This is a genomic window from Syntrophales bacterium (assembly GCA_026417625.1).
Classification (GTDB): domain Bacteria; phylum Desulfobacterota; class Syntrophia; order Syntrophales; family UBA8958; genus JAOACW01.
The window spans coordinates 1-19996 of record JAOACW010000012.1; the positions used below are offsets into that span (position 1 = coordinate 1).

Annotated in this window: 18 protein-coding genes; 15 read left to right on the forward strand and 3 right to left on the reverse strand. The window is 46.4% G+C overall.

Features of this window, described 5'->3' with window-relative positions:
* The coding region (locus N2317_07655; protein MCX7817367.1) for a hypothetical protein at nt 1-694 on the reverse strand (694 nt) is incomplete at its 3' end.
* 1022 nt (nt 695-1716) lie between these two features.
* Here N2317_07655 and N2317_07660 point away from each other — a divergent pair.
* Both N2317_07660 and N2317_07665 read left to right on the forward strand, forming a co-directional pair.
* Nucleotides 1717-2190, forward strand: a complete 474-nt coding sequence (locus tag N2317_07660) for an HIT domain-containing protein (protein MCX7817368.1) — start codon at nt 1717-1719, stop codon at nt 2188-2190.
* Between the two features lie 29 nt (nt 2191-2219).
* Nucleotides 2220-2570, forward strand: coding sequence for a LapA family protein (locus N2317_07665; GenBank protein MCX7817369.1), 351 nt, complete (start codon nt 2220-2222; stop codon nt 2568-2570).
* On the opposite strand, the gene N2317_07670 is transcribed toward N2317_07665, so the two are convergent.
* Together N2317_07670 and fusA are read right to left on the reverse strand one after the other, a co-directional pair.
* Complete coding sequence (locus N2317_07670) at nt 2567-3064, reverse strand: MogA/MoaB family molybdenum cofactor biosynthesis protein (protein ID MCX7817370.1); 498 nt, start codon at nt 3062-3064, stop codon at nt 2567-2569. The genes N2317_07665 and N2317_07670 overlap by 4 nt on opposite strands.
* A gap of 3 nt (nt 3065-3067) precedes the next feature.
* Complete coding sequence (fusA, locus tag N2317_07675; protein ID MCX7817371.1) at nt 3068-5158, reverse strand: elongation factor G; 2091 nt, start codon at nt 5156-5158, stop codon at nt 3068-3070.
* 167 nt (nt 5159-5325) lie between these two features.
* On the opposite strand from fusA, the gene N2317_07680 reads away from it, so the two are divergent.
* The 13 genes from N2317_07680 to tsaB all read left to right on the forward strand — a co-directional run bounded on the left by N2317_07680 (nt 5326) and on the right by tsaB (nt 19981).
* On the forward strand, nt 5326-6786 hold the full coding sequence (locus N2317_07680; GenBank protein MCX7817372.1) for an ATP-grasp domain-containing protein: 1461 nt from the start codon (nt 5326-5328) through the stop codon (nt 6784-6786).
* 24 nt (nt 6787-6810) lie between these two features.
* Complete coding sequence (locus tag N2317_07685) at nt 6811-8745, forward strand: pyruvate carboxylase (GenBank protein ID MCX7817373.1); 1935 nt, start codon at nt 6811-6813, stop codon at nt 8743-8745.
* Nucleotides 8746-8747: 2 nt separating this feature from the next.
* On the forward strand, nt 8748-11267 hold the full coding sequence (gene secA / locus N2317_07690; protein ID MCX7817374.1) for a preprotein translocase subunit SecA: 2520 nt from the start codon (nt 8748-8750) through the stop codon (nt 11265-11267).
* A gap of 10 nt (nt 11268-11277) precedes the next feature.
* Nucleotides 11278-12477: a bifunctional glutamate N-acetyltransferase/amino-acid acetyltransferase ArgJ gene (argJ, locus tag N2317_07695; GenBank protein MCX7817375.1), complete on the forward strand. Its 1200-nt coding sequence runs from the start codon at nt 11278-11280 to the stop codon at nt 12475-12477.
* Between the two features lie 185 nt (nt 12478-12662).
* Nucleotides 12663-13487 (forward strand): 30S ribosomal protein S2, encoded by an 825-nt coding sequence (gene rpsB, locus N2317_07700; protein MCX7817376.1) that lies wholly within the window; start codon nt 12663-12665, stop codon nt 13485-13487.
* Nucleotides 13488-13508: 21 nt separating this feature from the next.
* Nucleotides 13509-14108 (forward strand): translation elongation factor Ts, encoded by a 600-nt coding sequence (gene tsf, locus N2317_07705; GenBank protein ID MCX7817377.1) that lies wholly within the window; start codon nt 13509-13511, stop codon nt 14106-14108.
* Between the two features lie 10 nt (nt 14109-14118).
* Complete coding sequence (gene pyrH / locus N2317_07710; protein ID MCX7817378.1) at nt 14119-14835, forward strand: UMP kinase; 717 nt, start codon at nt 14119-14121, stop codon at nt 14833-14835.
* Nucleotides 14836-14838: 3 nt separating this feature from the next.
* Nucleotides 14839-15396, forward strand: coding sequence for a ribosome recycling factor (gene frr / locus N2317_07715; GenBank protein MCX7817379.1), 558 nt, complete (start codon nt 14839-14841; stop codon nt 15394-15396).
* A gap of 104 nt (nt 15397-15500) precedes the next feature.
* Nucleotides 15501-16229 (forward strand): isoprenyl transferase, encoded by a 729-nt coding sequence (locus tag N2317_07720; protein MCX7817380.1) that lies wholly within the window; start codon nt 15501-15503, stop codon nt 16227-16229.
* Nucleotides 16204-17043, forward strand: coding sequence for a phosphatidate cytidylyltransferase (locus N2317_07725; GenBank protein MCX7817381.1), 840 nt, complete (start codon nt 16204-16206; stop codon nt 17041-17043). Before N2317_07720 ends, N2317_07725 begins: the two co-directional genes overlap by 26 nt.
* Nucleotides 17040-18206: a 1-deoxy-D-xylulose-5-phosphate reductoisomerase gene (locus tag N2317_07730; protein MCX7817382.1), complete on the forward strand. Its 1167-nt coding sequence runs from the start codon at nt 17040-17042 to the stop codon at nt 18204-18206. Before N2317_07725 ends, N2317_07730 begins: the two co-directional genes overlap by 4 nt.
* Nucleotides 18203-19297 (forward strand): RIP metalloprotease RseP, encoded by a 1095-nt coding sequence (gene rseP / locus N2317_07735; protein MCX7817383.1) that lies wholly within the window; start codon nt 18203-18205, stop codon nt 19295-19297. Before N2317_07730 ends, rseP begins: the two co-directional genes overlap by 4 nt.
* A 3-nt stretch (nt 19298-19300) precedes the next feature.
* Nucleotides 19301-19981 (forward strand): tRNA (adenosine(37)-N6)-threonylcarbamoyltransferase complex dimerization subunit type 1 TsaB, encoded by a 681-nt coding sequence (gene tsaB / locus N2317_07740; protein MCX7817384.1) that lies wholly within the window; start codon nt 19301-19303, stop codon nt 19979-19981.
* Nucleotides 19982-19996 lie beyond the last annotated feature (15 nt).

Below are 19996 nucleotides of genomic sequence, written 5' to 3' on the forward strand. Positions count from 1 at the left end.
AGCTAACACCATAAGGCTCGCTACCCCCTACGGTCTTTTTTTTATGGATAAGCCGGAAATCTCTACTGTATAGCCTTATATAGCCATCAAGAGAGCTTACGGCAAGCCTCCCTGAGCCATCAAAGTCCGCCCAGCAGCTACTATCCCCGTATGCCTTATCCTCAAAGACAGGGGTATATTTACCTGATGGATGGGTGGCATAGACCCTGATGCCGTTATTTCTCCATAAGCATGCCACCAGGTATCGGCCATCTCGGGAATAGCTAAGATGAAATATCACATTGGGTAAGCCTTCTAACCTTGAGATGAGCCTGCCTGTAGAGGTAGCAAAGATATAGATGGAATATGATTTATCCCACTCAAAACCTGTCCAGCCCCCGGCAGCGATGTGTCTGCCATCGGGGGAGATGGCAACGCTATGGATTTTTCCTTCATTGCCTTCTCCAATGGGGGGTCTTATGGTCTTAATGAGCCTGCCGGTTTTTAGTTCCCAGAGCTTTATGGTTTTGTCATGAGAGCCTGTTACTATAAACTTTTCCTTTGCATCTACGGCAATCCTTCTAATGGGTGCGGTGTGCATACCGGTGTCAATCTTTAGGATTGGCTCAGTAGGGGGCTCTCCTGCAAAAACAGGGCTTATGAGGAGAATATAAAAGAGAAGGGATAAAGGTTTAAATTTTCTGAATGTTTTCATCCTGTCTCTCCTACTTTAAAAATCTCACCTGGCTTTTTTTATTCAATAGCTTAACCACTTCTCAATCATCTCTAATATCTTCTCAACATTGCTTATATGTTTTACTGTTTGGTATCCCTTCTTGTATAGGATTAGTTTGTCCTTTGTTTTTCCCACCAGTTATCTTCTGGCTTTTATAACTATCGTGTTTCATGACAACTTTATATCCTCCATATACTACATTTCTCAAATGATCCCTAACTTCTACTTCTCCCTCAGTTACATTTAGTTCATAAGTATCTTTGCTTTTTCCTTCAAGAGGAAATCTTGTCTTTTCATCTCTGGATTTACCTTGTTTTTGGGATGCATTTATTGAAGGCCATAGGCAATTATAAAGGGGGAAGAAGTCTATGATTGTAAGAAGATACCACCTTATAAGATTAGTCTTGACCAGTCACACCCCCACAGGGGTTTTTTTTGGATCTGTCTGTGTTTTTTTCTCTTCTATGAGGTGTTTTTCTTAGGGGGTTATCCTTTTGTTTAAGCTAGGAGTAATAGGTTGAACGTTTGATGCCGAGGTTATGTAGAATGGCTGTTATTTATCTATCATGATATGTTCTGGTCCTAATCCAAGTTCATCTCTTTTTTAAGGTTGTTATCATAAGGGTTGGATTAATTGTAATCTCATAAAGGTGTGAAAACCCTTCTTGGTTTTTTGTTAGTCTGCTCGTTCATGTTACATTGTCTCCAAGTATGACTGATAAGGCATATGTAGAATCATATTTGAGTTGGACTCTTGTGCCAACAGGGATTAGGTTATAAAAAAGTAGATTTGACCTCAACTTCTTTTTCTTGCTTTTTCGGGTTATTTGTTACATTATTTTTCATAAGACATATCCTCCTTTTTGCCTCTTTAATATGAGAGACTAATGATCTTGTTTTTGATGATAAACACAACATCTGATTATAGCTCTGTGTTGCTTTAACCCGCACCTCATGCTAAAAGAAATCGCATATCTTATCGAGGGACAAGGTGGGAAGGAATGAAAACCATAATGGCGCCGTGGCGTATGGAGTATATAAAAGGGGAAAAGCCTGAATCATGTATCTTTTGCCTAAGAGAAGATAGTCCAGGCGATTTCATTCTTAAGCGTTCGAGTAAATGTTTTGTGATGATGAACCGTTATCCTTACACAAGCGGTCATGTGATGATCATACCTTACAGGCATGTGAGTCGTCTTGAGGATCTGGACGAGGAGGAGCGCCTAGATCTGGCAAACATGACTATTCTTGCGATCTCTGTTCTCCGGGAAGCTATGAAACCTGATGGGTTTAATGTGGGATTGAATCTAGGTAAAGCAGCGGGCGCTGGTGTAGATGATCATCTACACGTCCATGTGGTGCCGCGGTGGATGGGGGATACGAATTTTGTGAGTGTTATCGGTGAGGTGCGAGTGATACCCGAAGCAGTTTCCGAGACATGGGAAAAGCTTCTTACCTATTTTGAAAAAAAGTGATATGTCCAGTCTGAGATGAGAGGGACGAAATGAAAATAATTTACACCATCGTCGTAATTCTTCTTCTGATTTTCGTTGTTGATTTCTCCATGAACAATTCCACCCCCATTCAGTTTAAGTACAGAGACCTCATAGACTTTACCCTTCCTGCCTACATGCTCATATTTGTGAGTTTTCTTGCAGGGGTAATATTCGCTGGTATCATGGGCATAGTGGAGCGTTTCCGTCTGAGCAGAACGATCAATGAGTTGAATAGAGCCGTGAGGGATTTAAAAAGGGAGCTAAGGTCACATGTGCAGCCCACCGTGACGGACGATAATCAAAAGACGCAGACCACTGGTACATCCGTATCGGGAGATATAACCGACAAAGTTTTTTAGACAACACAGTCCCGTTCGTCCCCTTTTATCTTTTCCAAAGCATGGGGAAGTGCGGGGAGGATAACCTCGAGGTTTTCCCGGGCCCCTTGGGGACTACCGGGGAGATTCACGATTAGTGTTTCGCCTCTAATTCCTACAACCGCTCTGGAAATCATGGCGTAAGGGGTTTTCTTAAGACTTTCGATCCTCATGGCCTCCGCCATTCCGGGTATTTCCTTGTCAATGATATCTCTTGTGGCCTCTGGCGTTACATCCCTGGGGCTGACACCGGTGCCTCCTGTTGTCACAATGAGATCTATCTTCAGTTTATCGGCGCATTCTTTGAGGACAGAGGCGATTGCAGATCTCTCATCGGGGACAGCCTTTGTGTAAAGCACCTGGAATCCCGCATTTTCGAGGAGTCGCTGAACTTCTGAACCACTTAAGTCCGTGCGCTCACCGCGGAATGTGCGATCACTCACGGTTATTACAGCAGCCTTTATGGGTTTCTCCATAGACTATCTGCTGCTTTCCTCTTTAGCTTTTTTCGCTTCGGCGATAATTTTCTCCGCGATGTGTGCCGGTACTTCCTCGTAATGTGAGAATTCATATGTGAAGGAGCCCCGTCCACTAGTTATTGATGTCAGGTCGGGGGCGTATCTGAGAATCTCCGCCAGGGGAACAAGGCCCTTTATGATCTGGGTTGAGCCTTTTGCCTCCATCCCCACAATTTTGCCACGGCGGCTGTTCAAATCACCTATAACATCGCCCATGTACTCCTCAGGGACCTCTATGTTGATCTGCACTATAGGTTCCAGGAGCGTGGGCTGGCAGGCCATCATGCCCTTTTTAAAGGCGAGGGACCCAGCTATCTTGAAGGCCAGTTCCGAGGAGTCGACCACGTGGTAAGAACCATCGACCAGCGAAACTTTCACGTCAACAACGGGGTAACCTGCAAGGACGCCTTCCTCCATAGCTTCCAGTACACCCTTTTCAACCGCGGGACGGAACTGTTGTGGTATAACACCTCCGACGATACGGTCCACGAACTCAAAGCCTGCACCCCTGGGCAACGGTTCGAGCTCCAGCCAGCAGTCGCCGTATTGACCACGCCCTCCGGACTGTTTTTTGTACTTACCCTGAACGTTTGTCTTGCCTTTTATCGTTTCCTTGTAAGGCACCTTCGGGGTTCTTAAATTCACCTCAACACCGAATTTCCGCCTCATCTTCTCCACGGTCACCTCGATGTGGACCTGACCGAGGCCTGCTAGGATCATCTCTTTGGTCTGGTCATCCCTGTAAAATCGGAGAGTGGGATCCTCCTCAACAAGTCGATGAAGGGATCCTATGATCTTCTCTTCGTCTCCCCTGCTTTTCGGCTCGATGGCGTAGAGGACAACAGCTGGTGGTGCCATTGGTTTTTCAAAAAGGAGGGGGGCTTTATCACTGCATAAAGTGTCTCCCGTTGCTGTTTCCTTGAGTTTGGCTACTGCAGCGATGTCTCCGGGAATAAGTGTTTCTGCCTGTTTCTGAGCTTTGCCCTCAAGATGAAACAGACCCCCGAATTTTTCGTTTATTTTTTTATTGGCGTTGTAGATGCTTGAATCCGGAGGAAGGGTGCCCGAGAATACACGGAAGATATTCAACCGACCTGCATACGGATCAGCTATGGTTTTGAACACCCACGCTGAAAAAGGTGCCTGCGGATCGGGAGCCCTTTCTTCTTCACTGTCGCCACTTAACGATTTGCCCTTTACTGGACCTCTCTCAATGGGCGATGGAAGGCAAGAAACGATCAGGTCTGCGAGGAGATGGATTCCCACTGTTTTTATCGCTGAACCACAGATGGCGGGAATGATATTACGCGAAATAACAGCCTTACGCAGGCCCGCCAGGAGTTCCGAAGGTGAAAGTTCACCTGTTTCCAAGTATTTGTCCATGAGGGCTTCTTCGGTCTCTGCGATATCCTCCATCATAGATTCTCGAAATTTGTTCACATCCTCCATCATATCATCGGGAATGTTCCCCTCTTTCACTCCTCCCTTATGATCGGATGGATACAGGGCCTTCATGTTCACAAGATCTACAACACCCTGAAAAGTATCTTCTTTTCCGATGGGTAGGGCAATGGGTGTAACCTTTGCTTTTATCATCTGGGAAATACTATCGATGGCTTTGTAAAAATCGGCCCTTTCTCTGTCCATACGGTTTACAAACACGAGGCGAGGAATATTGTTGTTATCGGCAAAATCCCACAGTTTCTGCGTCTGAAACTCCACACCGCTTACCGCATCAATTACCACAACCGCTCCATCAGCCACCCTTATGCAGCATTGAGTATCGAAGATGAAGTTCGGATCACCGGGGGTATCGATGATATTCACCTTATGTTTGTTCCATTCTATGTAGTTCATCGCAGATGATATAGTAATATGTCGCTTTTGCTCCTCTGGCTCGTAGTCCATTGTGGAGGTACCATCATCCACTCGGCCGAGTCTATCTGTCTTTCCTGAAACGTAGAGTAAGGCCTCACTTAGAGAAGTTTTGCCTGTTCCTCCCTGCCCTATTATGACTACATTTCTTATGGATTTTGTTTCGTACTTCGCCATAGAGAGCTCCTTAAAAGAGGAGTTTTATGATTGAATGCTGTGCTTAGCGTAATCGGCGTTTCTTAGTCAAGGATATTTTTTGATCGTTAAAGATATTGACACGGAGCATTGATACAGGTATAAGCCCAATTTCACAGCTAAATGAAGTTTAGTAAGGAGTGTGTAATGTGGCTTCAGGGTTAAAGAGAATTAAGAAATTATTAATTGCCAATAGGGGTGAAATTGCTCTAAGAATTATGCGTACCGCCCAGGAACTTTCCCTGGATGTAGCGGTGATTTACGAGAAGCCCGATGAGGATGCCTACTACGTCCGTTTGGCCGATGAGGCCATTCTCATTGGGGATGGTCCTCTTAAGGACTACCTCAATATAGACAAAATCATCTGGGCAGCGAAGAAATGTGGTGCAGACGCTATTCATCCAGGGTATGGTTTCCTATCCGAAAATCCTGATTTTGCTGCTGCTTGTGAAAGAGAAGGGATTATATTTGTTGGACCCCCGTCTGACGTTATTAGAAAACTGGGTAACAAGGTAGTGGCTAGAAACATTGTGGAAAAGGCGGGTGTTCCCTCTATTCCAGGAACTTCTGATCTAGCCCCTGGCAGCGAGGGTTTGCGGCAGGCGTACGAATTTGCTTCCCGCTGGGGGTATCCGTTAATGCTCAAAGCTTCAGCAGGTGGTGGTGGCCGCGGTATAAGAAAGATTGTTAACGAAACGGATCTTATGATCCAGTTACCCCTAGCGCGAGCTGAGGCGCTTGCAGCCTTCAATGATGAAAACGTCTATGTGGAGTTGTGTATAGAACGTCCCCGCCATGTGGAGATTCAGATACTAGCCGATCAGTATGGCAATGTAATACATCTGGGGTCCCGCGATTGTTCTATTCAGAGGAGGCACCAGAAGCTTTTAGAAATTGCACCGGCAGAGCTGCCAGAGGATGTACTAGAGGCCATGTACGATTGTGCCATAAGGGCCGCGAAGGAGGCAGGTTATGTGAATGCAGGAACGGTAGAGTTTCTCGTTGATTCGGAGACCAACGAGTTCTGGTTCATGGAGGTGAACACCAGGCTCCAGGTAGAGCACACGGTCACGGAGGAACTAACCGGTGTGGATCTGGTACGCGAGCAAATTCGCATCGCAGACGGTGCTCTTCTAGATATACCTGCGGAGCGTATACGCTTCTTTGGTAAAGCGATTCAGGTGAGAATCAACGCAGAAGATCCAAAGAACAACTTTATGCCCGAGGGAGGGAAAAGGGTGGAGGTGTACCAGTCTCCCGGGGGTCCTGGTGTGAGGCTCGATGGAGCTGTTTATCAAGGATACAAGATTCCCACTGAGTATGATTCCCTTCTCGTTAAGATGACAGTCAGAGGGTACAACTGGGAGCAGGCCATTCAGCGACTGAAGCGCGCCCTTAAAGGATTTGTTATCGTTGGACCGAAGACGACCATTCCCTTCTACTTGGCAATTTGCGATGAACCGGATTTCAGGGCGGGTAAGTTTGATACTACTTACATTGACACACATCCGCAGATCTTCGATTATCCCGAACCGGAAAGGGAGATCGCGAAGCTGGCCAAGTTGATTGCGGAGATCCATGTACACAAGATCAATAGATACGCTTACTAAAATTTTTCTCCGAGGTGATTTCTGATGAGTTTTGATGAGAGAAGGATAACACCAAGGGAGTTAAAAGAGAAAGGCGTTCGTTATGTTCTCGACAAGATACGCCGTCAAAGAGGTTTTTACATAACCAATACGGAGAGGGACCTTTCACAGTCTGATTTCAAGAATCGGGTTATGCCCCATACACAACTTCTCGTGGCTAAAGAGAGAAACGATGCTGGTTATTTCTCCATTGAGATTTCTGGAGGTGCCTCTGTTCATGTGGATCTTCTGAGAAAGCAGATCAACCCTCTTGAAAAGCTGAGGGTGTTGAGTGAGAAGATGCCCGATACACTTTTCCAGACCCTTTGCCGGGGGATAAACTTGTTTGGCTACCGACCTTATCCTGAAAACGTTATCAGGTTGACGGTTCGGACTTTCGCCCGTTATGTACACGTATGGAGGGTTTTTGATTTTTTGAACTATGTTCCCAATATGATACCCGTTTTCGAAGAGGTGAAGGCAGCTGGTTGCATTCTGGAGCCAGCCATATGTTTCTCCACGGGACCGGAACACACCGATGAGTTTTACCTCCGCAAAGTGGCAGAAATACTGGAAGTAACCGGACCAGACATCATCCTCTGTATCAAAAACCACGGGGGTCTTGGGACGCCGAGGAGGATAGGACAGCTTGTGAGATCCATCCATGAGAGGTATCCTGAGTTGATCATTCATTATCACGGGCACAATACGGATGGGGCAGACTTAGGGCGCATCGTTGAAGCGGTGAAGAATGGTGCCAAGATTGTCGATGCCAGCGATCATGCCTTTACAGGGTTTTACGGACCACCACCCTTGCTGACCGTAGTGGATGTATTGGAGGATTACGGTTATCCCGCAGTTGGTATAAATCGTCAGGCTGTAATCGATACGTCCAGCAAATTACGTCCCGAGAGGATACATTATCGGGATTTCGAATCTCAGTTCCTTGGTTTCGATCCCACAGTCCAGATCCACAAACTCCCCGGGGGTGCAACAGGTTCCAGTTTTGAACAGGCACAGAAAGGCGGATTTCTCCACAGGATGCCCGAAATACTAGAACACGAACTTCCCCGTGTGCAGGTGGAACTGGGTAACTGGTGGAGTGTGACCCCGGGTTCGCAGATACTGTGGACGACCGCTGCGAACAATGTACTCAAAGGTGTACGTTATAAAGATGCAAGTGATGATCTCAAGAACCTCATGCTTGGTCGTTACGGGGAATTTCCGTTTTATAGGCCTGCCGATGAGATATACAAAGCTGTTTTTGGATCGGACTGGAAGAGCATTGTGGAAAAAGAGTACGGTTATCAGAAGATCGAGGATGTGGATTTAGAAGTGGAAAAGAGGGTACTTGAACATAGGATCGGCAAGCAGGCTACAGAGGAAGAGCTAGTCCTTTATCTCCAACATCCCAACGATGCGGTTGAGTTCTTCAAATTCGAGGCTAAATTCGGTAAAACTTGGGTATTGCCTCCCAATGTATGGTTCCGGAGAGGTGGTTTCAGCATGGGAGAGAAACTGGAGATTCCAGATACTAGCGGTCGTTTGCATTCCATTGAGATCGGTCCGCAGCGAAAGACTAAAGAAGGGGATACCATAACTTATATGATTATCGACCATCATTCTGAGCCTATAATAACAGAGGCCGAGGAGGAAGAAGGGGAAGAAAAAACGAAGAAGAAAAAACCCATGACCCCTCAGGAGATCGAACTGGCATGGAAAGCAGGGGATATTAGAGCTCATGTGCCAGGTTCGGTGAGCAGCATCCCAGTTGAAGTTGGTGAAGAGGTTTCGGTTGGTGATGTGCTAATCGTGTTGGAAGCAATGAAAATGTTACACAATATAACGAGCGTTGTAAGTGGAAAGGTATTGGAGATAAACGTTTCAACGGGTGACAAGGTCGCCATTGGTGATCGTCTTATGTTCGTATCTAGAGAGTAGGGATGTTAGCATCTTTACTGAAACGGATAGTAGGAACGAGAAACGACCGTATTTTGAGAGAGATTTCTCTGATCCTCAGGGAAATCAACGCCCTGGAGCCTAAGATGATGCGTATGAGTGATGCTGAGCTCCGGGCTATGACTGATAAGTTTAAGGAGCGTCTGAAAGACGGAGAAACACTGGATGATATATTGCCTGAGGCCTTTGCTGTAGTTCGGGAAGCGGCAAGGAGAACGGTAATGATGCGGCCTTTTGATGTGCAGATAATCGGGGGTGTTGTTCTCCACCAGGGCAAGATAGCCGAGATGGCAACAGGTGAAGGGAAAACGCTGGCAGCTACAATGCCCCTCTATCTAAATGCCCTTTTGGGTAGGGGATGCCATTTGGTTACGGTTAACGATTACCTTGCAAGACGGGATGCGAAGTGGATGGGCCCCATATACGAATTTCTTGGGCTTACTGTGGGGGTTATTGTGCACGGGATGGATGATGACGAGAGGAGAGAGGCATATAATGCAGACATCACCTACGGCACAAATAACGAGTTCGGGTTTGATTATCTCAGAGATAATATGAAATACGCCCTGGAAGATTACGTGCAGAGGGACTTCTACTACGCCATCGTTGATGAAGTGGATAGCATACTCATTGATGAAGCACGAACACCCCTCATAATTTCCGGACCCTCGGAGGAATCGACGGAAAAGTACTATCGGATCAATCAGATCATCCCTCGCCTAAGGAGAGATAAAGATTATACCGTAGACGAGAAGACGAGAACAGTGGTGCTAACCGAGGAGGGCATTGCGAGGGTCGAGCAGATGTTGAAAGTTCCCAATCTTTACGATCCCCGCAATATGGATCTTCTCCATCACGTGAACCAAGCACTCAGAGCCCACACTCTGTTCAAGAGGGATGTGGATTACGTCGTTAAAGACGGTAAGGTTATAATTGTAGATGAATTTACCGGTCGACTCATGCCTGGAAGAAGGTACAGTGATGGCCTTCATCAGGCCTTGGAGGCCAAGGAACATGTTAGAATCGAAGCTGAAAACCAGACTCTGGCCTCTATCACCTTCCAAAATTTCTTCCGCATGTACGAAAAACTGGCGGGTATGACGGGTACCGCAGACACGGAGGCTGAGGAGTTCAAGAAAATATACAACTTAGAGGTTGTGGTCATACCGACGAATATGCCCATGATAAGGGTGGATTATCCCGATGTAATCTACCGTACTCAGGCGGAGAAGATAAACGCCATAATCCGCGAAGTTAGAGAGCTTCATGCAAAAGGGAGGCCTGTCCTCATAGGCACCACCTCAATTGAGAAGTCTGAGCTTTTAAGTAAGCACCTATCTCGATACGGGATTAAACATGAGGTTCTGAATGCCAAAAACCATGAAAGGGAAGCGGAGATTGTAGCCCAAGCCGGTCAGCGCGGGGCGGTCACCATCTCTACAAATATGGCGGGAAGGGGAACTGATATCAAACTGGGACCGGGTGTAGCTGAAATGGGAGGACTTCACATCATTGGTACTGAGCGTCACGAAAGTCGCAGGATAGATAACCAGTTGAGAGGAAGGGCTGGTCGACAGGGTGATCAGGGATCGTCCCGTTTCTACCTCTCACTTGAGGATGATTTGTTGCGTGTTTTCGGTGCTGATAGGATCGCCTCTATCATCGATAAAATAGGAGGTATGGGGGAGGAAGAACCTATTGAGCATTCCCTTGTTACGAAAGCTATAGAGAATGCTCAGAAGCGTGTGGAAGCCCAGAATTTCGAGATTCGCAAGCATCTCCTCGAGTACGACGATGTGATGAACAAACAGCGTCAGGTGATTTATGAACAGCGCCGACGGGTACTTAAGGGTGATAACCTCTGGGAAGATCTCGAGGGCATGGTGGAAGAGGTGGTGGAGAGCATCGTTCCGGAATATGTGGATGCGAAGGCGCATCCAGAGGATTGGAATCTGAAGGGTCTCGATGATCGGGTCTTTAAGCTCTTCTCCCTGCACCTTGATTTTGCCAAGAGAAAAAACGGAATCGGGCCTTTAGAGATTACAGAAAAAATCATAAATGCCGTTAAAGACCACCTCCGGAGAAAGGAAGAGCAGTACGGCAGGGATCTGATGTCGTACTTGATAAGGTTCATCATGCTTCAGTCTATTGACAACCACTGGAAGGACCATCTTCTGGCGATGGACCATCTGAGGGAGGGTATTGGCCTTCGGGGCTACGGTCAGAAGGACCCGATAAGGGAGTACCAGAAAGAAGGTTACGAAATGTTCATGGACATGACGGCCCGCATAAAGGAAGATGTTGTAGAGCGTTTATGCAAAGTTCAAGTAAGAGCTGAGGAAGAGCTGGAGAGGACTTGGGGAAGAACGGAACGGGTTTATATCATGAACAGGGAGGATGATGCTCAGTCGTCACAGCCTGTTCGAAAGCAGAAGAAGGTCGGCCGTAATGAGCCCTGCCCGTGTGGGAGTGGTAAAAAGTACAAGAAATGCTGCGGTAGATGAGTGTTGAAGGATGGCATGTGGAGGTGACGTTTACGCTGTTCCTGGATTCATGGCTGCGGGTGTCGAAGCGGGCATAAAGTCATCTGGACAACGCGATCTAGCCCTTATTTTTGCGGAAATTCCAGCGAGAACAGTGGGGGTTTTCACAACAAACGACTTTAAGGCGGCACCGGTTTTATTGTCCCAGGAACGGATAAAGAAGGGTACAGTCAGAGCGATACTCGTTAACAGTGGCAACGCGAACGCTGCTACAGGGGACGAGGGTTATCATGACGCCTGTCTAATAACAGATAAACTCGCTGAGCTTTTAAAAGTCCCTGCCGATGAAGTTCTCATGGCTTCTACTGGCGTTATTGGACAGAGAATGCCAGTCGGCAAGGTGGAAGCTGCTTTACCTTACCTTGTTCGATCCTTAAGTGTGGATGGAATAGGTGAGGCAGCAGAAGCAATTATGACCACTGACCGTTTTCCAAAGATTTCTTTTCGTAGGGTCTTAGTTGGCGGAAATGAGGTTTCCATCTGTGGCATTGCCAAAGGAGCAGGTATGATTGAACCCTCAATGGCTACCATGCTTTCTTTTACTCTGACCGATGCTGTAATTGATCGTTCCACAATGGAACGGATCTTCAAACATGCAGTGGATAAAACGTTCAATGCGGTATCCGTCGATGGATGTATGAGCACGAATGACACAGCTGTTTTTATGGCGAGCGGCGCAGCAGGGAACAGGAGTATCAAGATAAATTCCAGTGATTGTCAGCGTTTCCGGGAGGTTCTTACGGATGTCCTTGGAGATCTTGCCCGGCTCATGGTGAAGGATGGGGAGGGTGCTACGAAAGTAATAGAGATTACTGTGGAAGAGGCAGCTAGTTTGAGAGATGCAAAACGGGTAGCGAAGGCTGTGGCTAATGCCAATCTGGTAAAAGCAGCGTTTTTCGGAGAGGATCCCAACTGGGGACGTATAGTTTCTGCTGCTGGTTCTCTGGGTATTGGTATTCCTGTGCAAAGATTCGAGCTTTCCATAGGAGAGAAAGTTGTTTTTAAGAACGGAAGAGGTGTGGAGGTTGATAGGAAGCTCCTGGAAGAGGTAGTGAAGACTCCCGAGATAAAAGTGAGACTCAAACTGGGAATGGGGAAATCTTCCTGGCGAGTCTGGGCTTCCGATCTTACTTACGAGTACGTGAGGATAAATGCTCATTATACAACGTAGACGCGCATACATTCCGTCTTTCTGGTTCTAAAGGTTTTTTATTCTTGATGAATATGGACGTTTTGTGTTAAAGGCACCCGCACTTCACACACAGCTCGACGGTTCGTTGGTTGCCTCGCCATACTGAGGTTGCGTAACCGAAGGAGGGCTGTGGAGGCATAAAAACCATTTAGAGGAGTTTTTTTATGACCGCAGTTTCCATGAAATTACTGTTAGAGGCAGGGGTCCACTTCGGTCATCAGACCAACAAGTGGAATCCCAAGATGAAACCTTACATTTTTGGAGCCCGCAACGGCATATATATCATCGATCTCCAGCAAACGGTTGTGCTCTTCCAAAGGGCTTACGAGTTTGTGATAGAACTTGTGGCTCAAGGCGGAGAGCTGTTGTTTGTGGGTACCAAAAAACAGGCACAGGATGCCATAAAAGAAGAGGCAGAGCGTTGTGGTATGCCTTATGTTAACCAGCGGTGGCTTGGTGGAATGTTGACGAATTTCGCCACTATTAAAAGAAGCATAGACCGATTGAATCAACTGGATGCAATGTTTGCTGATGATTCCGTTCGAGCTTTGCCCAAAAAAGAAGTGGCGGCTTTACAGAAGAAGAGAGAGAAACTCGAAAAGGTTCTTGGTGGGATAAGGAACATCAAGGGATTACCGGCGGGTGTTTTTATTGTGGATCCTAAGAGGGAAGAGATCGCCGTTAAAGAGGCGCGTAAACTTAGTATACCTATCGTGGCGATAGTGGATACTAATTGTGACCCCGATCTTATAGATTACGTGGTGCCTGGAAATGACGATGCCATAAGGGCTATAAGATTGTTCGCCTCCCGCATTGCGGATGCGGTTCTTGAGGGCAAGAAGCTGTATGAGGAGAGGGTCCAAGCAGAAACGGACAAAGAAGTAGGACCTGTTGGTGTTGCTGCTTCAGAAGTCTGGGAAGAAGCAGATGTACCTGAGAGTGTGGAATTTTCAGACTTGGAGTATGAAGAGGGTTTTGAAGAGGAATAATTTTTTAGGAGGAACTAGAAGGTGAACATAACAGCTGATATGGTGAAGAAACTCAGGGATAAAACCGGTGCTGGGATGATGGATTGCAAAGAGGCATTGACAGCTTCAAATGGGGATTTCGATAAGGCCATTGAGTATCTGAGGAAAAAGGGAATGTCTGCGGCCACAAAGCGATCCTCAAAAGCTGCCAAGGAAGGAACCATAGCGTCTTACATACATATGGGTGGGAAGATAGGTGTGCTCGTGGAGCTCAATTGTGAAACGGATTTTGTGGCAAAGACAGACGATTTCAAGGAGCTGGCGAGAGACATCGCCATGCATGTGGCTGCTTTGAACCCTCAGTATGTCAAACCAGAGGATATTCCTGAAGAGGTTCTGGAAAGGGAGAAGAACATCTACCGGGAACAGCTTATTAAGGAGAATAAACCGGAGAAGGTCTGGGACCGCATTATTGAGGGAAAGTTGAAGAAGTTCTACGAAGAGGTTTGTCTTTTGAATCAGAAGTTTATTAAGGATCCTGAGATAACTGTGGAAACACTAATAAATAATCTCATTGCCAAGACGGGAGAGAATATTGTCTTGCGCCGTTTCGTGCGTTTCCAGCTCGGAGAGGAGCTGTAAATAAAAGGTTATGAAAGGGAAGCAGTTTAAAAGGGTTTTACTTAAGCTTAGCGGTGAAGCTTTTCTGGGTGAATCAAAATCTGGTGTAGACTTTACTGTAATGAGAGAAATTGCTTCCGAGGTTCGGGAGGTAGTGGAAAGGGGTGTTCAAATAGGCATTGTTGTAGGAGCTGGAAACTTCTGGCGCGGTAGAGATGCAGAACTCTCGGGTATGGATAGAACGATGGCTGATTACGCCGGGATGCTGGCCACGCTTATAAACGCACTGGCCTTTCAGAGCATTTTGGAAAGAATGGGTTTAGAAACAAGAGTTCAGTCTGCTATTGAAGTAAGAGAAGTTGCAGAAGGATTTATACCTCGGCGGGCTTTGAATCACCTAGATAAGGGGAGGGTGGTCATTTTTGCTGGAGGAACGGGAAACCCTTTTTTCTCCACGGATACGGCAGCGGCATTGAGAGCAGTAGAGATGAAGGCAGACGTGCTTCTCAAGGCCACAAAAGTGGATGGCGTGTTTGACAGCGACCCCATAAACAATCCGCACGCTGTGAAGTTTGACCGCATTACGTTTACCGATGTGCTTATGAGGGATCTTAAGGTTATGGACGCTACTGCAATTGCGATCTGCAGGGAGAACCATCTACCCATTTTGGTGTTTAATCTTTTGCAAAAGGGGAATATCATAAAAGCTGTATCGGGACATTCCATTGGAACCCTTGTGGAGGAATGAATCATGAAAGACGAAATATTTGATGAATTAAAGGAGAATTTTGAAAAGGCCATTCAGAGTTTAGAGAAGTCTTTCGGTAAAGTTCGCACAGGAAGGGCCTCCCTCACTCTTCTCGACGGGATCAAGGTAGATTACTATGGAGTGCCCACTCCGCTCAATCAGGTGGCAAATTTATCCATTCCGGAGAGCAGAATGATCGTTATTGCCCCCTGGGACACGAGTTTGATCGGTGCTATCGAGAAGTCCATACAGAAGTCTGAGTTGGGTTTAATGCCGTCCAACGATGGTAAAGTGGTACGTATTGTTATGCCACCGTTGACCGAGGAGAGACGAAAAGAGCTGGTAAAGATGGTAAGGAAAATGGCGGAGGATTGTCGGGTAAAGTTAAGGAACGCCAGGCGGGAGGCAAATGAAAAGTTTAAAAACTTAAAAAAGGAAAACAAGATTTCAGAAGATGATATGTTTACGTGTCAGGAAGAAGTGCAGAAGCGCATGGATAAGTACATGGATAAGGTGGAGGAGATATTGAAGGCTAAAGAAAAGGAAATAATGGAGATATGATGTTCTGCCTGTAAAGGTGGATGCGTGAACCCTGCTTCTTTTTTGGAAGGCAGGGTTTTTTGTGTTGCTTGATAAAGGATTTTTATGTGTGCTAAATAGCTTCTATGCAAGATGTATCGGAGAAAAGACTGCCCCAGCATATCGCCATTATCATGGATGGAAACGGCCGTTGGGCGAAAAAGCATAAGAAGAAGAGGATCGAGGGTCACCGTAGAGGTGCAGAAGCTGTCAGAATCGTTGTCCGTGCCTGTCGGGAGTTGGGCATACCGTATCTAACACTTTTCGCTTTTTCCACGGAGAACTGGTTACGTCCCTATGAGGAAGTAAGTGGTTTGATGAGATTGCTAAAACAGTACATCCAGAGTGAAATCGATGAACTTTCAAAGAACGATATACGACTAAATGTCATAGGTGATTTATCTTCATTAAAGAAATCCGTGCGCCGGGCCCTTGAGGATGCTATGAAGAAGACGGAGAATAATAGAAGTATGGTCCTCAATCTTGCTCTCAGTTATGGCGGACGTGATGAGATAGTTATGGCTGCAAGGAGATTGATTCAAGATGCCAAAGAGGGCCTCATCAGTCCCGATGAAGTGGACGATGAGACCTTTTCACGTTACCTTTACACTGCTGGTATTCCGGACCCGGATTTACTGATAAGGACGAGTGGTGAGTTCAGAATAAGCAACTTTTTGCTGTGGCAGTGTGCTTATACGGAATTTTACTTTACGGATGTTTTTTGGCCTGATTTTACAAAAGAAGATCTGCTTGCGGCTATTTCTGAATACCAGAGAAGGGAGCGTCGTTTTGGGAGAACAAGCGACCAACTATAACATGCGAGATACATCCCATCTAAAACGATGGCTAACGGCAATTGTGGTTTTACCTCTTGTGGTGTCTGTGATAATCTTTGGATCCCATCTGGGTTTTACCCTTCTCATCACAGTTTTAGTTCTCCTTGGGTTGCACGAGTATCAAACACTAGTTTTTGGAACACATTGGTCGATATATAAAGTTTACGTATTATTCGCTGGTCTCCTTATTCCTTTAGCCTTTTATGCAGGAAACGGGGACATTGTACTTGCCGTAATCAGCATGACTGTTATTGTTTTTTTCATTATTCAGCTAACAAACGTCAGGGAGGATGGTCTGGATATTACCAGACTTATGAAGAGTGTACTGGGTTTTCTATACGTACCTCTTCTTTTTTCCCACTTCATATGGATAAGGCGTTTCGATGACGGGGTGGTGTGGGTTTTTTTTGTGCTTGTTCTTGCTTTTTCAGGGGATGTTGCAGCATTTTATGGGGGAAGAATGTTTGGAAAAAATAGACTTGCCCCTTTTATTAGCGCCGGTAAAAGCATAGAGGGGACAGTTGCGCTGTGCATAGGTAGTGTCATAGCCTGCGTAATATATTCATATTTTTTACTTCCCAAACTATACCCTTTCCACGCGGTCGCAATAGGTTTTGTTGGTAGTGTTATAGGTCAGCTTGGAGATCTCTGTGAATCCCTTATAAAGCGCGGGGCAGGAGTTAAAGACTCAGGGCGCATGCTGCCCGGTCATGGGGGCGTGCTGGACAGGCTGGACTGCCTTTTGTTTATAGTGCCGTTTGTATATTATTACAAACAGTTTGTTGTCGGATGAAGAAGATCGCCATACTAGGTTCTACAGGTTCAATAGGGGTAAACACACTGAACGTGATCAAGGCTCACCCTGACAGGTTCAAAGTGGTAGCCCTTGCAGCGGGACGGAACGTTGAGGTACTTCGTGAACAGATCGCAGTATTTAAACCGCAGGTGGTCGCCGTGGCAGACGAGAGGGTAGCAAGACTACTGAGTTCTATGGTGGACGATGTCTCACCGGCAGAGATCCTCTGGGGTCAGGATGGATATGTCCAGGTTGGAACACTTCCAGAAGTGGACATGGTGGTTTCTGCTCTTGTGGGTGCCATTGGTCTTGTTCCCACAATTTCAGCCGTGGAGGCGGGTAAAGATGTTGCATTAGCTAACAAAGAATCGCTGGTTATCGGTGGTTCGTTTATTATGGAAGCGGCAAAGCGACGTGGTTGCAAGATTATACCAGTGGATAGTGAGCATAGCGCAGTGTTTCAGTGTCTGGAAGGTCAGCGCCGGGAGAATCTTCGAAAAATTATTCTCACCGCTTCCGGAGGACCATTTAGGGAGTTGGGCATTGATGATCTAAAGAGAGTTACACCACAGGATGCGTTGCGACATCCCAACTGGCAAATGGGGAAAAAGGTAACGGTTGATTCGGCAACACTTATGAATAAAGGTCTGGAAGTAATTGAGGCGAGCTGGATTTTCGCCATACCAGTGGAAAAAATCGATGTGGTAATACATCCACAGAGTATTGTCCATTCAATGGTGGAATTCGAGGATGGATCCGTGATGGCACAACTCTCGGTGCCCGACATGCGAATACCCATTGCTTATGCACTTTCATATCCCGAGAGGATTGTAACGGGGGTGCCGTATCTGGACTTCCGCACGTTATCTCCTTTGACATTTATGGAACTGGATTTTGCACGTTTTCCTTGTATAAAAATTGCGTATGAAGCAGCCAGGGCTGGTGGGGATAGACCTGTAGTTATGAACGCCGCCAACGAAGTGGCCGTGGAAGCCTTCCTCGAGGGGAGGATCGGATTTACCGTGATGCCCGAAATTATAAGTGGTGCTCTCGACAGTTTAGTGTTCACAAAACCTCAAACAGTGGAGGATGTGCTGGAGATTGATAGAGTTGCTCGGGATGTTGCGAGGGGATTACTGAAAGAAATGGAGAAAAAATGACAAGTTTAGTTTCTGTGATTGTGCTACTAGGTGTTCTCATTTTTGTTCATGAGTTGGGTCATTTTCTCATGGCGAAGCGCTTTGGTGTAGGAGTTCTTAAGTTTTCCCTCGGATTTGGGCCAAAGCTTGTGGGCAAACGCATTGGTGAGACGGAATATATGATATCTCTCATACCTCTGGGAGGATATGTGAGGTTGTTGGGGGAATCTGAGACAGAGGCCCTTTCGCCTGAGGATTTGAAGAGATCCTTTATTCATCAGTCCGTGTGGAGAAGGATAGCTATAGTCAGCGCGGGTCCACTTTTTAATTTTTTACTCGCTATCTTCGTTTTTGCTGCTGTGAACGTTTCAGGTGTACCTGTACTGACGAGCGAAATAGGGGAGGTGCTCGAGGATTCTGCTGCCCATGCGGCAGGGATAAAAGCGGGTGATCGAGTTTTATCTATAAATGGTAAACCAGTTGAAAGATGGGATAAAATGGCAGAGATCATTGGTAAGAGCGATGGTCAGCCGCTTAAGCTTTCTGTGGACAGAAATGGAAGTGTGTTAAACTTTGATGTGACTCCCCGACCTGTAAAGGTAGTAAATATTTTTGGCGAAGAGGTTACAGCCTATAAAATAGGTGTGGCACCTGCGAAGCGCACGGTTATTATGAGACAGAATCCCATCGAGGCTCTCTGGACAGGGGTGAAGCAGACATGGATAATCTCCAAACTGACCATTTTGAGTATTGTGAAAATTATCGGAGGTACCCTATCACCCCGTAGCATTGGTGGACCTATCCTCATAGCTCAGATGGCAGGGAGCCAGGTTCAAGAAGGTATAGTCCACTTTATTCTTTTTATGGGTTTGCTCAGTGTAAATTTAGGCATTTTGAATCTACTTCCTATTCCTGTGCTTGATGGAGGACATCTCATGTTCTACGCCATTGAAGTGGTTCGAGGCAAAGCTCTCAGTTTAAAATGGAGAGAGAAGGCCCAGCAGGTGGGATTCATCATTCTCATCATGATCATGATTTTTGTTATGGCAATGGATATAGACCGTTTGGAGATAAAACCTATCCAGGACTTCACCAGATTCTTTATGAGGTGACCTATGCGTGTTCTTGCTGTGGACACATCAGGCAGTTCTCTCTCGGTGGCTCTGAGAGAGGACAACAAACTTTTAGGGGAGATCCTGCTGAATACCGGAAGACATCATTCAGAAACGTTTTTACCTGTGATTGATATCATTCTCAAAAAGGGTGATTTAACTATTCACGATGTGGATCTTTTCGCTTGCACAACAGGTCCCGGATCCTTCACTGGATTGCGCATCGGTGTGAGCACGATGAAAGCTCTGGCCCTTGCCTCGGGTAAACCCATAGTGGGTGTTTCTACTCTGGCTGCGCTGGCGATGAACGCTCATATCAGTGGGCTGCCCGTGTGCTCGATTCTAGATGCAAAGAGGGGTCAGATCTTTTGGGGAGTATACGTCGCGAGCGCCTCAGGAGAGATAGAGTCCAGAGTGCCGGATCGTTTGTCCTCAATCGATGATATGCTTGGGACAGTAGGTGAACGTACCGTGTTTGTCGGTGATGGTGCACTCGCGTTCCGAGCAGTAATCGAGGAAAGGTTAAAAGGTAGTTGTGTTTTTGCGCCTGTTGATGGACATCAGGTGAGGGCTTCTAATGTGGGTACTCTAGGTTTGTGGAAGTTTCGGAGAGACGGTGGTGAGGATCCTCTTACTTTTGTGCCTCGGTACTTGCGTGTTTCGGCAGCTGAAGAAAAGGTGTGAACATGCAAGCCAGGG